The organism is Candidatus Villigracilis sp. (genome assembly GCF_057083605.1).
This window is the reverse complement of the sequence record NZ_JBXMTI010000024.1, coordinates 1-11,898: the sequence shown is the minus strand read 5'-3', so window position 1 is coordinate 11,898 and position 11,898 is coordinate 1. Positions and strand designations below refer to the sequence as shown.

The 11,898-nt window shown below is 48.6% G+C and carries 12 protein-coding genes and 1 pseudogene; 9 read left to right on the top strand and 4 right to left on the bottom strand.

Translation table 11 applies throughout. The annotated features are described in order from the left end of the window. The first annotated feature begins 222 nt into the window (after nucleotides 1-222). The 3 genes from AC14M5_RS04260 (at nucleotide 223) to AC14M5_RS04250 (ending at nucleotide 2,488) form a co-directional block, all read left to right on the top strand. Entirely contained in the window at nucleotides 223-699 is a 477-nt protein-coding gene (locus tag AC14M5_RS04260) for a hypothetical protein (RefSeq protein WP_484028393.1), read from the top strand. Further along, nucleotides 696-1,442 carry an NIPSNAP family protein gene (locus AC14M5_RS04255; protein ID WP_484028392.1) on the top strand — a complete coding sequence of 249 codons (747 nt, stop codon included), beginning with the start codon at nucleotides 696-698 and terminating at the stop codon, nucleotides 1,440-1,442. The genes AC14M5_RS04260 and AC14M5_RS04255 overlap by 4 nt, the downstream gene beginning before the upstream one ends. Nucleotides 1,443-1,531: 89 nt before the next feature. Beyond that, nucleotides 1,532-2,488, top strand: coding sequence for a helix-turn-helix transcriptional regulator (locus AC14M5_RS04250; RefSeq protein WP_484028391.1), 957 nt, complete (start codon nucleotides 1,532-1,534; stop codon nucleotides 2,486-2,488). Between the two features lie 147 nt (nucleotides 2,489-2,635). Here AC14M5_RS04250 and AC14M5_RS04245 read toward each other — a convergent pair whose 3' ends face one another. After that, on the bottom strand, nucleotides 2,636-3,031 hold the full coding sequence (locus AC14M5_RS04245; protein WP_484028390.1) for a hypothetical protein: 396 nt from the start codon (nucleotides 3,029-3,031) through the stop codon (nucleotides 2,636-2,638). Nucleotides 3,032-3,266: 235 nt separating this feature from the next. Here AC14M5_RS04245 and AC14M5_RS04240 point away from each other — a divergent pair, with 235 nt between their 5' ends. From AC14M5_RS04240 to AC14M5_RS04215, 6 genes and pseudogenes are all read left to right on the top strand, one after another. Continuing rightward, the gene (locus AC14M5_RS04240) at nucleotides 3,267-3,551 is read left to right on the top strand and encodes an antibiotic biosynthesis monooxygenase (RefSeq protein WP_484028389.1); all 285 of its coding nucleotides are present in this window, start codon (nucleotides 3,267-3,269) and stop codon (nucleotides 3,549-3,551) included. A 129-nt stretch (nucleotides 3,552-3,680) separates the two neighbouring features. Beyond that, nucleotides 3,681-5,084: a rhodanese-like domain-containing protein gene (locus AC14M5_RS04235; RefSeq protein WP_484028388.1), complete on the top strand. Its 1,404-nt coding sequence runs from the start codon at nucleotides 3,681-3,683 to the stop codon at nucleotides 5,082-5,084. A gap of 211 nt (nucleotides 5,085-5,295) precedes the next feature. Next, nucleotides 5,296-5,829 carry a DinB family protein gene (locus AC14M5_RS04230; protein ID WP_484028387.1) on the top strand — a complete coding sequence of 178 codons (534 nt, stop codon included), beginning with the start codon at nucleotides 5,296-5,298 and terminating at the stop codon, nucleotides 5,827-5,829. Next, nucleotides 5,774-7,003 (top strand): annotated as a pseudogene (locus AC14M5_RS04225) (S9 family peptidase); the annotation flags it as partial. The gene AC14M5_RS04230 and the pseudogene AC14M5_RS04225, both read left to right, overlap by 56 nt. Before the next feature lie 194 nt (nucleotides 7,004-7,197). Next, nucleotides 7,198-7,899 carry a prolyl oligopeptidase family serine peptidase gene (locus AC14M5_RS04220; protein WP_484028386.1) on the top strand — a complete coding sequence of 234 codons (702 nt, stop codon included), beginning with the start codon at nucleotides 7,198-7,200 and terminating at the stop codon, nucleotides 7,897-7,899. A 71-nt stretch (nucleotides 7,900-7,970) separates the two neighbouring features. After that, nucleotides 7,971-8,234 (top strand): hypothetical protein, encoded by a 264-nt coding sequence (locus tag AC14M5_RS04215; RefSeq protein WP_484028385.1) that lies wholly within the window; start codon nucleotides 7,971-7,973, stop codon nucleotides 8,232-8,234. 45 nt (nucleotides 8,235-8,279) lie between these two features. Here AC14M5_RS04215 and AC14M5_RS04210 read toward each other — a convergent pair whose 3' ends face one another. The 3 genes from AC14M5_RS04210 to trxB form a co-directional block, all read right to left on the bottom strand. Continuing rightward, nucleotides 8,280-9,617 carry a citrate (Si)-synthase gene (locus AC14M5_RS04210; RefSeq protein ID WP_484028384.1) on the bottom strand — a complete coding sequence of 446 codons (1,338 nt, stop codon included), beginning with the start codon at nucleotides 9,615-9,617 and terminating at the stop codon, nucleotides 8,280-8,282. Between the two features lie 113 nt (nucleotides 9,618-9,730). Then, nucleotides 9,731-10,666, bottom strand: coding sequence for a malate dehydrogenase (mdh, locus tag AC14M5_RS04205; RefSeq protein WP_484028383.1), 936 nt, complete (start codon nucleotides 10,664-10,666; stop codon nucleotides 9,731-9,733). A 186-nt stretch (nucleotides 10,667-10,852) separates the two neighbouring features. Continuing rightward, nucleotides 10,853-11,794, bottom strand: coding sequence for a thioredoxin-disulfide reductase (trxB, locus tag AC14M5_RS04200; RefSeq protein ID WP_484028382.1), 942 nt, complete (start codon nucleotides 11,792-11,794; stop codon nucleotides 10,853-10,855). Nucleotides 11,795-11,898: the final 104 nt, after the last annotated feature.

Sequence of the window (11,898 nt, the reverse complement as noted above, 5' to 3'; positions counted from 1 at the left end):
CCAAGCCTGCTTCCGCTCTTAAAAGTCATGGTGCTGGCTGACAATGAAGGCTGGTCCTTGTTTGACCAGGAAACCAGGATGCAACAGAGAAACGATAGAGTCAATGCATTTGAGAGGATTCAAGAACTCGTTGGCACATTCAAATAAAAATTAGGAACGATCCTGTCCTGATTACTCCTTACACTAAAAGTGTAGTTCAAAACACTTTATAAGGAGTAAACAATGCAAACAGAAAATGATGGACGGAACGATTTTGATTTCCTGGTTGGGAACTGGATCATGCGCCACCGACGCCTGAAGGAGCGCTTGAAAGGCTCCACAGAATGGGAGGAGTTCGAAGGCACAGCAGTCGGCAAAAAACTACTAAATGGACTAGCTCATTGTGATGAAGTGATCATGAACAGGGAAACTGGCCCCACCCACGGCTACACATTACGGCTCTTTGATGTGAAGTCAAAGGAATGGAGCATCTATTGGGCAGCGGGCATGAGCGGAACCTTGGATGTCCCTGTGGTTGGTAAATTCAAGGATGGCATTGGCGAGTTTTATTCGCAAGAAGTCTTCGAGGGCCAGCATATCTTCTGCCGCTTTACATGGTCGAAGATCACGGCGAACTCCGCTCAATGGGAGCAGGCTTTTTCAATTGATGGCGGAAAAACCTGGGAAGTCAATTGGATGAATACCTTCGAGCGGGTATGAGCGGATCAACCTATTCCCCCATCGTCGAACTCCGACAGTACACACTTCACCCGGGCAGACGGGATGATTTGATTGAGCTCTTTGACCGCGAATTTGTGGAGACTCAAGAAGCTGTCGGCATTCAAGTCATTGGGCAATTTCGCAATCTTGATGACCCAGATCAATTTGTCTGGCTGCGCGGGTTCAACGACATGTCCGCCCGCGCGCAATCGCTCGCAGCATTTTATGGCGGACCCGTTTGGAAGGCACATCGCGACGTGGCCAACGCCACTATGATTGATTCGGACAACGTCCTCTTACTGCGTCTCGCTCACCCGACCTCTGGATTCTCGCTCGAAAATGAGCATCGTCTACCTCCGGGCAGTACAGCAACACGCGATGGGTTTGTAACAGTCACGATCTATTATTTTGGTGCGCCCGCAAATTCCAATTTCATCAGCTACTTTGAAAACACGATTCAGCCCGTACTGATGGATGCTGGCGCAAAAATCCTCGCCTATTTTGTAACCGAGGACAGCCCAAATACTTTCCCTGCCTTGCCAGTCCGCGAGGGCGAATATGTTTTCGTTTGGTTCGCGGGCTTTCAAGATCAAACTGAATATGAACATCATATTGCCGAGCTTGCCCAATCAAAAATCTGGAAAGATGAAATTTCAAAGTCGCTGAAACGTCGACTCAAAAGAAAACCAGAAGTATTGAGGCTATCCCCCACCTTGCGTTCGCGATTAACGGGGAAAGCATAATCCGCTTCCGCTTCATCGGGGGCTTCGCGAAGCAGCCTTTAGGGCAGCCCCCGATGGAGCAATGTAGGGTTAGTGTATACTCGCCGATTATGTATCATCCCACCACGCGTGTGCTGGCCGTACTGGCGCTGCTGCAAGCTCATGGACGCATGTCAGGCTCGGAGTTGGCGCAACGACTCGAAGTGAACATCCGCACCCTGCGGCGTTATATCATCATGCTGCAAGATCTCGGCATTCCTATTGAAGCCGAGCGTGGCCGTAATGGTGCGTATGTGTTATCTGCTGGATTCAAACTCCCGCCGATGATGTTCACCAACGAAGAGGCTTTGGCTTTAACCGTCGGATTAATTTCCGCCCGACGCCTCAACCTCGCCGATACCGACCGTGCTGTTGAAAGTGCATTAGCCAAACTGGAACGTGTGATGCCGCTCGATTTAAAAAGCCGCGTGCGGGCATTGACTGAAACGATCACGCTTGACCAGAGTACAGCTGCATCCCCACCGCCCAGTGAAGTGATACTCAGCGCAATAAGCAGCGCCGCACAATTACAGCAACGCGTACATATTCAATATCATCCCAATCAAGGTGATGACACCGAACGTGATTTCGACCCATACGGGCTGACTTATTACTTGCATAAATGGTACGTGGTTGGATACTGTCATCTGCGAAATGACTTGCGCTCTTTTCGACTGGATCGCATTACGCAGGTAAAAGAAGTCGATACGCATTTTGACCGCCCCGAAGGTTTCGATCCGCTGGCGCATATGATGCAAGCTGTCGCTACTTTGCCTCGAAAATACGCTTTCGAATTGCTGCTCAAAACAGACATTGTCACCGCGCAAAAAGAAGTCTTCGATGTGCTTGGTGTTCTCGAAGCAGATAAAGACGGAGTGATCATGCGCGGCAGCGTGGAAGATCTGGATTGGCTGGCGCGGCAGATATCCATCTTCTCTTTTGATTTCGTTGTCAGAGAACCAGATGAATTGAAAACAGAGCTACAAAAGCATTCCGTGAAGCTGGCCAATTTGGCAAAAATGCATTAATCAAAACTCCCAGTCTATAGACTGGGAGTTTTGATTAATATCTTTCTTCCATTACAGCTTTATTTTTTGTTTCTTCCAAATCATGCTATCGATTTTGTTGCCACGAGATTCTTCGCTTCACAAACATCGAGAATTTTTAACCGCCTATTATTCTTTCAAAAAAGACACAGCGGTCTGCCAAATCCCAATTATTCCTCCGATGAGCATGCCAATTCCAGTTAGCAAGCCAGCGGCTCTGTAATAAGCGCTTTGCAGTTCCAGGGCTTTCTCCAAAGTATCGGCCTGGAAAAAACTAACAAAAAACATTCCATTGTTGACGAAAAGCACGATCCCCATAATGGCGATCCCCAAACTCAAGAAAACGAGAAACGGGCTTTGGCGGGCAGTAATTGTGCGTCCATGCTGTCCTTCGACATCTTTTATAAATCGTTCCGCTTCAGACCAATTCAGGCCGCCTCGTTCACATACGGCTCGTATGATCTCATTCCGATTGTGATGTTTTCCTAACTCCTTAATGACAAAGTTTGTGAGTTCATCGTTCATGTTCCAAGATCCTCCTTTTTTATTTTGGCGCATTGATGGAGCAACACGTCTGATTCTTCAATACTGCCAGTTGGCAATACAGCTTTTAAAAATGATTGCATGCATAAATGATCGAAATGCTTCCTGATATCCATCACAATTATACGACGATTTGGTCAGGTCGATTCGCAGAACCCATCGCACCAAAACAGGGTTATAGTATCAAAGTACATTCTTATTAGTGAAAGGAGAAGCCATGACTTACGTACTCGTCCGACTTACCGTTGAGGATCTTGCAAAATGGAAGCCAGTCTTTGAAGAAGCAGCCGAACTCCGCAAGAGCTTTGGTTCGAAGGGAGTCCATGCTTTTAGCACCTCCGCCAACCCGAACGAGGTTGTGATCCTTGGAGAATATGAAAATGAAGAGAAAGCCCGCCAGATGTTCCAGTCGCAGGAGTTCCGTGATGCTACCAAACGCGCGGGAGTCACGGGCATGCCCGATGTGACTTTCCTGAACGAAGTCGTCAAGCTTGCAGCGTAGTTATAAATTCAATTTTCCAAAACAGCCTCCAGAAATTTGGAGGCTGTTTCACTTTTATGAGATATTGCGGATGCGGATGGGTTGTTCGACACTCAAAAGCAAATATCTCAAACACAGTATAATTCCTGCATGTCAGACTATTTTATTAAGCCTTTTATTGATACTGGATTGGGCAACTCGGCTTATTTGATCGGTTCACATGAAACAAAAAAGGGGATATTGATAGACCCGCTTCGTGACGTGGACCGATACCTGGATGCCGCTTCCAAGCTGGGGCTTACGCTGACGCATGTCCTTGACACCCACCTGCATGCAGACTTTGTCTCTGGCAATCTTGAGATCGCGCATCAAACAGGCGCAAGCATAGGCGCAAGCGCAGAAGCACATGCTGCCTTCGAACACAGCCCGCTCACCGAAGATTCTATAATCGACCTCGGCGCGTTCCAGCTCCACGTGATAACAACGCCCGGACACACCCCCGAACATATATCATTCCTGCTTGTTGAACCCGAAAGCAAAACACCCTCTGCAATATTCAGCGGCGGAGCATTGATCGTCGGTGGCGCGGCGCGGACAGATTTGCTCAACAACGAGATGACTCGTCCCCTTGCAAGCCAGCTTTATCACACCATTCACCATAAATTGCTCAAGCTGCCTGATACAGTAGATGTCTTCCCCACTCATGGTGCAGGCTCATTCTGCGTTGCTCCTGTTTCATCCGAAAGAACAACCACCATTGGGCGCGAGCGCAAGACAAATCCGCTGGCACAGCCGCAGAGTGAAGAGGAATTCATCAAGCGCTCACTGACGGGCTTGCCATCCTATCCAACTTATTACAAGTACATGCGAGAGATCAATCAAAAAGGCGGCAGGTTGTTGGGCGGCGTTCCCATCTTGAAACCTTTGAGTCCTTCGGAAGTAAAGTCACTCATGGATGAAGGCGTTGTAGTTTTGGATGTGCGTCATAACAAGGCATTCGGAGCCGGGCACATCCCCAATTCCTATGGCATCCGCGTGGATGCGCCGCTTGTAGTGTGGGCAGGTTGGGTGATCCCGTTCGGGAGTAGGATCATGCTGCTCGCAGAGTCCGCAGACCAAAGGTCTGAAGCGACGCGGCAACTCATCCGTATCGGCTATGACAACCTGGTCGGTTATCTCGAAGGTGGAATTGAAGCCTGGGCGCGTGAATATCCCGTTGAAACGATCCCAGCCATGAATGCAAAAGAATTGCGCGAACGATTAAGTGAAGTAACGCTGTTGGATGTTCGCCACTTATCGGAGTGGAATGATGGGCACATTCCAGGTGCAATACATATCGAAGGCGGGCGCATTCCATCGGATGATTTAAATTTTCCAAAAGACAAACCGCTGGCGGTGCAATGTTCAACCGGAAACCGTTCGATGATCGCGATCTCTGTCTTGCGCAGGCGCGGGTTTCGAAATTTGATTCAAGTTGAAGGCGGCATCACGCAATGGAAGAAAAATGGATTTGAAGTGGAAGGAAGTAAACCGAAAAATTTGATCACGTTATAAATTAGACTTTATCGGTAATAGCACAAATCGCGATTTTTTATCCACAGGATTGTTATCCGCAGGGTTATTATCCGCAGATGACGCGGATTTTCGCAGATTTTTCTTTTGAAATTCTTTAATCGGCAACATCGTACCCGAATGGGTAAATCTACGGATTAATTCCGATAATGTCTATTAAACAATCTCTCAAAAAATCCTGAGGATATAACTAATGACATTAACTCTGCTTTCCCCTGCGCCCGAAGAATACGCACCCTTTTACGCAGACTACATCCAGCGTGCAGGACAAAAGGATGTGTTGAAACATCTGCCTCAACAGATCGTCGATATCAAAGTCGCGCTTGGGCATCTTACCGATGAACAAGCCCGCTTCAAACCCGGGCCTGCGGAATGGTCTATCAAAGAAGTGGTCGGACACCTCAACGACGTGGAACGCGTCTTTTCGTACCGATTACTGCGCATCTCACGCAATGACCTGACTCCACTCCCGGGCTTTGAGCAGGAAGACTACGTCCGCGAGGCTGGCTTTGACAATTACACGCTCGATGACCTGATCAGCGAATTTGAATTCCTGCGCCGCGCAAATATTTTGGCGATCAAGAACATCAGCGAAGAGTCGACCCGTAGAGTTGGAACGGCTTCCGGGGCGGCTGTGAGCGTCCGCGCGTTAATCTACATGATGGTCGGCCATGTGGAACATCACCTGGCGAGCCTGCACGAAAAATATCTTCCACCACTTTTATAGGATCAGCATGACCTCATACCCAATCCCACCCAAACGAGAATTTAAACTCACCCAGCACGGCATCACCCGCAACGATGAATATTATTGGATGCGCGAACGCGACAACCCTGAAGTCGTTCAATATTTACAGGCGGAAAATGAATATTTGGAGAATGAACTAACGCACATCAAAGCGCTTCAGGAAATGCTTTTTCAGGAAATGAAAGGACGCCTGCAGGAAGTGGATAGCAGCGTGCCAGAAAAATTTGGTGACTATTTTTATTACACACGAACTGAAGCAGACAAACAATATCCTATTTATTGTCGTAAAAAAGAATCACTGGATGCAACCGAAGAAATCCTGATCGACCAGAACATGCTGGCCGAAGGCAATGAATTTTGCAGTGTAAGCGCATTCAGCATCAGCCCAGACCAGACGAAACTTGCCTATTCCGTTGACCTGGAAGGCGCGGAAGTTTATACGATCTACATCAAAGACCTGATCAATGGAAAATTATTCCCTGAAACAATCCAAAGGACGTACGGCAGTGTTTATTTTCATATCGGCGTGGAATGGGCAAATGACAGCCAGACATTTTATTATTTAACTCTGGATGAATATCACCGCGCCTATAAACTCTTGCGCCACACACTCGGCGCAGACCCAGCGCAGGATACACTCTTATTCCATGAAACAGACGATACGTTCTCACTCTTGCTGCACAAATCACGCAGCAGGGAATGCGTGATGCTCTATCACTACAATACAGTCTCACAGGAAATGCACTTCATTTCAACCGAACGGCCTGACGCAGAACTCAAAGTGGTCCAACCCCGCCAAAATGAACTTGAGTATTATGCTGCTCATCATGGCGATTTCTTCTACATCATCACGAACAAGGATGCCCCCAACTATAAACTGGTTAGAACGCCCATCTCGGCACCTGGCATGGAAAACTGGCAGGATATCATCCCGCACCGTGAAGACGTCTTGCTTGAATATATTGACATGTTCGAGGGCCACATCGTTCTGCACGAGCGCAAGGATGGGCTTAAACGTCTGCGCATTTGTAGAATAGATGATCTCAACCAGGCCATACAAATAAACTTCCCCGACCCAACTTATGATGTTATGGTCGAACACAACCTTGAATTCAAGACCAGGTTCGTGCGCATCAGGTACTCGTCCCTTACCACCCCATATACCACTGCACTCATAAACATGGATACAGGCGAATGGGAAACGTTGAAAGTGGACCAGATCCCCAGCGGATTTGACAAGACTCAATACGTTACTGAATTCATTTTTGCACCTGCAGCAGATGGAAAACAGATACCCATCTCGATTGCCTACAGAAAAGATTTGCAGAAAAATGGGAAGAACCCCGTGTGCTCTATGGGTATGGCGCGTACGGTTCATCCAGTGAAGCACATTTTAATTCCAACATCATCAGCATCCTGGATCGCGGATTCGTGTTTGCAATCGGGCATATCCGCGGCGGGATCGAGATGGGGCGGTATTGGTACGATGAAGGCAAACTCTTCCACAAGAAAAATTCCTTTACCGATTTCATTGCCTGTGCAGAGCATCTGGTCAGGGAAGGTTTCACCTCGCCCGACAAACTCGCCATCATCGGCAGCTCCGCGGGCGGACTACTGGTCGGCGCAAGTATGATCATGCGACCTGACTTGTTCAAGGTGGTTATCTGCAAAGTGCCGTTTCTGGATGTGATCACCAGTATGAGCGACCCGTCCATTCCTCTGACCACACTGGAATATGATCAATGGGGCAACCCTGATGAAAGCAGTGATATTTTTGAATACATGCTCTCCTACTCCCCATATGACAATATCCAGCCTGTTGAATATCCGCACCTGCTTCTTACCACAGGCTTCAACGATCCGCGTGTAGCATATTGGGAACCTGCCAAATTTTTGGCAAGGTTAAGGGATGTCAAAAAAGGAGTCAACCTCGCCTTGCTTCAAACTAACTTTAGCGCAGGTCACGCCGGCGCCAGCGGACGATATGACTACCTGAAAGAAAATGCTTTGGATTTCGCCTTCCTGGTTGACAGGCTCGCCTCGCAATAAAAATTGGTATTGAAAACCAATGCTAAAAGCTCTATAATCTACAAATCGTTTACAGTTATGAAGGAGATGATATGGAACGCTTTATGATCGAATCACCGCACCCGGCTGAAAGTTGCGACCAGGTCGTGCAAGATCTCCACGCAGCGGGATATTTGCATCAGTTTGAATGGGGCTGTAAAGACAACGAACACATAGGCTGGGCAATTGTGGATGCTGAAAATATTGAACATGCAAAGCAGATCGTCCCCTGGTATGTGAGAGCCAAAGCCCGCATTGTGAGGCTGGTCAAGTTCGAGGTTGCAGACGAAACACACAAGAAAACAGATGGTGATTAAATGAACAACTCCCGAAGGAAAACCTTCGGGAGTTGTGTTTTCTGCTTATACAGGATGGGCTTGAAGCTCAGGTTGAGTTTGGTTGTTCGCTACAATATCTTCCAACATTTTCGTGGTCAACGACTTGGGGCGTTCAATCGGTTGACCCAGGGCACGTGCCCATACGTAATTAGCTGTCACACCGAGGGCGCGGCCTACGCCAAATAACACGGTGTAGAAATCAAATTCACGCACACCATAGTAATACTGTAACGTACCACTGATGGCATCCACATTCGGGGCGGGGTTCTTGGCTTTGCCTTGTTCCTTGAGAACGGCAGGAACTACGTCAAAGACCAGGTCGGCCAGGCGGATCAATTCATCCTCCGGGAAGCGCTTCTTGGCAAATTCCATTTGCGCCATGTAACGCGGATCGGGCACACGCAGCACTGCATGACCATAGCCAGGGATGACATGCCCGCCATTGAGCGTGTCCCATGCGAATTTATAGAGATCATCGCGCGAAGGGACGCCACCGAATTTCTTGTGCACTTCAAGCAACCAGCCAAGACACTCCTGATTTGCCAGACCATGTAAAGGTCCAGCAAGACCGTTAAGCGAGGCGGAGAAGGAAAGGTATGGGTCGGAGAGAGCAGACCCGACGAGGTGCATGGCATGGGCAGAGACATTTCCAGCTTCATGATCGCTATGCAAAATGAAGTACAGACGGGCAAGTTCAGCATAGCCCTTCTTATCAGAGACCTTCATCATCCTGGCAAAGTTTGCGCCGTAATCCATCTTGGGGTTGTATTTTGGCTTTGCCGATTCACCGAAATATTTCATGCGGTAAATATATGCGGCAATGACTGGCAGTTTCGCGGTCAGGTCGAGGCTGTCTTCCAGCGCCGCTTCCCAATAAACATCCTTCTTCATCGTGTGATATTTTGACGCGAAGACCGAGCCATTTTGCAGCGCAAGTACAGCCTGCGAGAAGAGAGTCATGGGGTGAGTCTCTTTCGGCATGGTTTTGAGCATTTTGAAAACATAATCAGGGACGATGGCGCGCTTGGCCCACTCGGCTTCCACTTCCTGGGCTTGTTCCTTGGTCGGCACTGCGCCGATCATCAACAGATAATACAAGCCACCCACTAAAGGCATCTTGCCGCCGCGCGCTTTGGGCAAAGCCTTGAGCAATTCAGGGATGGTCAACCCGCGGAATAGAATTCCATGAGCAGGGTCAACGAATGAGACATCGGAAAGCAGGGATTTGATATCGCGCATCCCACCGACGATCTGACCGATGGTGACATCATCCACTTTTACTTCAGCATGTTCCTTCGCCAGAGCCTTGATGCGCTCACGCCACGAAGGCAATTGAGCTGATATTTTTTCGTACAAGATCATTTGTTCCTCCAAATCAAAATTACGTCATTGCGAGGAGGGTGATCTTCCTGACGAAGCAATCTCTCATACAGTGTCGAAGATTGCTTCGGGCAAAGAGCGCCCTCGCAACGACATTAGAATGTAACCAAACTCTTCAACGCCTCATGAGTCTCTTTCACCGACGCAGCAGACTTTTCAAACATGGCTTTCTCATCGGCATCGAACTTGTATTCGATGATCTTTTCCATACCGCCCGCACCGAGCATGACGGGAACACCAAAGTACATGTCCTTCAAGCCATATTCGCCATTCATATAGGCGGCGCATGGCACGATCAACTTTTTATCTTTCAAGATCGCCTCCGCCATTTGCACGCAAGCCATCGAAGGTGCGTAATAGGCGGAACCAGTCTTCAACAGGTTCACGATCTCACCGCCGCCCTTGCGGGTGCGGTTGACAATCGCTTCGAGTTTGTCGGCTGGGAAATAATCACGTAACGAAATGCCAGCTATATTGGAATGTCTTGTAAGAGGAACCATTTCATCGCCGTGTCCGCCCAGTACATAACAATTAACATTTTCAACGCTCACACCTGCTTCCATTGCAACAAAAGCGCGCATACGGGCCGAGTCTAAAATGCCAGCCTGGCCGACGACACGCTCGCGCGGCAGCTTGGTCATCTTCATGGTGAGATAAGCCATCGTATCCAGCGGATTGGTCAACACAATGAAGATTGCATTCGGCGAGTGTTTCAAAGTTTCCATTGCAGCCTTGCCCACAATGTCCGCATTCGTCTTGAGCAAGTCATCGCGACTCATACCGGGCTTGCGAGCAATACCAGCCGTAATCACGATGATGTCCGAATTCTTTGTATCGGCATAATCATTCGTACCCAGCACATGTGTATCCTTACCAATAATCGGCATCGCCTCAAGCAGATCTAGGCTTTTTCCCTGAGGCATGCCCTCCACCACATCCAGTAGAACGATGTTGGCGAGTTCACGTTCGGCCAGCCAATGGGCCGCGGTTGCACCCGTATTGCCTGCGCCGATAATAGAGATTTTCTTCATGGTTCCTCCAAAAATTTTATTGGCGTCAGACGCCATTATTTTTGGGTAATTCTATCCGAAAGTATCACAGCCCCAAAGTACAAAATGTCACATTTTTGAACACACAAACTTGATTGTAGGGACAAAAAGAAGGACTCCGCTTACCGATTTGGTAAAGGAGTCCTTCACTCGCTTCATTCTTAATCTCTAACCTGATTCCGCTTCGAGGAACCTGGTCGCCTGGATGGCAGCCGCGGACCCCATGCCCGCCGAGGTGACCACCTGCCTGAAGTGCGGATCCGCTGCCTCTCCAGCCGCATACACACCGGGGACATTCGTTTCCATCTTATCGTTAACTTTGATGTAGCCGAGGCCGCTCATTTCCAGTTTGTCTTTGAACATCTGTGTATTCGGTGTGTGACCGATAAATATAAACAAGCCATCTGTTTCAAAGATGGTTTCATCACCAGTCTTTACATTCTTTAGTCTCAGAGCTTCAAGTTTATCCGAACCTAAAACTTCAGTGACCACCGTATCCCAAATGAAGTTCATCTTGGGGTGTTCTTTGGCGCGGTGCTGCAAGATGGGGCTGGCGCGCAATTCGTCACGGCGATGGATCACGGTCACACTGGAAGCGTAGCGTGTGATGAAGAGTCCCTCCTCAACCGCCGAGTCACCGCCGCCCACGATCACAACTTTCTTCTCTTTGAAGAACCAGCCATCGCAGGTCGCACAATACGAAACGCCCCGCCCGGTCAATTCCACTTCGCCAGGGACATTCAAATGATTCGGACTCGCACCTGTGGTGACGATCACAGTGTCCGCTTTGTATTCGGCGCCATCTGTCATCACCTTGTATGGGCGTTGAGAAAAATCGACCTCATGCGCCATATCAAATTCGACCTTTGCACCAAAATTCTCTGCCTGTTTTTGGAACAACTCACCCAACTCAGCGCCGCCCACGCCAGTGGGGAAACCAGGATAGTTTTCAATGGTATGCGTCAGCGCGGCCTGACCACCCAACTGCATCCCTGTCAGCACCACAGGAGCCAACTCTGCGCGCGCGGCATATAACGCCGCAGCCAACCCCGCAGGCCCCGAACCTAAGATCAATACTTTTACGTGATTCTCATTCCCATTTGTAGACATTATATCTTCCTAATAAGGCATTAACTGCCTGAATTTTTTCACCTTAATCAAGACGTCTCTTTCTGTACTGTTATTACTGACTTGGATTGTATCAGATGCTTACA

What these genes read in the sequence shown, in the direction of transcription:
- AC14M5_RS04260 (WP_484028393.1), top strand. Translation starts at nt 223, where the DNA reads ATGCAAACAGAAAATGATGGACGGAACGATTTTGATTTCCTGGTTGGG.
- AC14M5_RS04255 (WP_484028392.1), top strand. Translation starts at nt 696, where the DNA reads ATGAGCGGATCAACCTATTCCCCCATCGTCGAACTCCGACAGTACACA.
- AC14M5_RS04250 (WP_484028391.1), top strand. Translation starts at nt 1,532, where the DNA reads ATGTATCATCCCACCACGCGTGTGCTGGCCGTACTGGCGCTGCTGCAA.
- AC14M5_RS04245 (WP_484028390.1), bottom strand. Translation starts at nt 3,031, where the DNA reads ATGAACGATGAACTCACAAACTTTGTCATTAAGGAGTTAGGAAAACAT.
- AC14M5_RS04240 (WP_484028389.1), top strand. Translation starts at nt 3,267, where the DNA reads ATGACTTACGTACTCGTCCGACTTACCGTTGAGGATCTTGCAAAATGG.
- AC14M5_RS04235 (WP_484028388.1), top strand. Translation starts at nt 3,681, where the DNA reads ATGTCAGACTATTTTATTAAGCCTTTTATTGATACTGGATTGGGCAAC.
- AC14M5_RS04230 (WP_484028387.1), top strand. Translation starts at nt 5,296, where the DNA reads ATGACATTAACTCTGCTTTCCCCTGCGCCCGAAGAATACGCACCCTTT.
- AC14M5_RS04215 (WP_484028385.1), top strand. Translation starts at nt 7,971, where the DNA reads ATGGAACGCTTTATGATCGAATCACCGCACCCGGCTGAAAGTTGCGAC.
- AC14M5_RS04210 (WP_484028384.1), bottom strand. Translation starts at nt 9,617, where the DNA reads ATGATCTTGTACGAAAAAATATCAGCTCAATTGCCTTCGTGGCGTGAG.
- mdh (WP_484028383.1), bottom strand. Translation starts at nt 10,666, where the DNA reads ATGAAGAAAATCTCTATTATCGGCGCAGGCAATACGGGTGCAACCGCG.
- trxB (WP_484028382.1), bottom strand. Translation starts at nt 11,794, where the DNA reads ATGTCTACAAATGGGAATGAGAATCACGTAAAAGTATTGATCTTAGGT.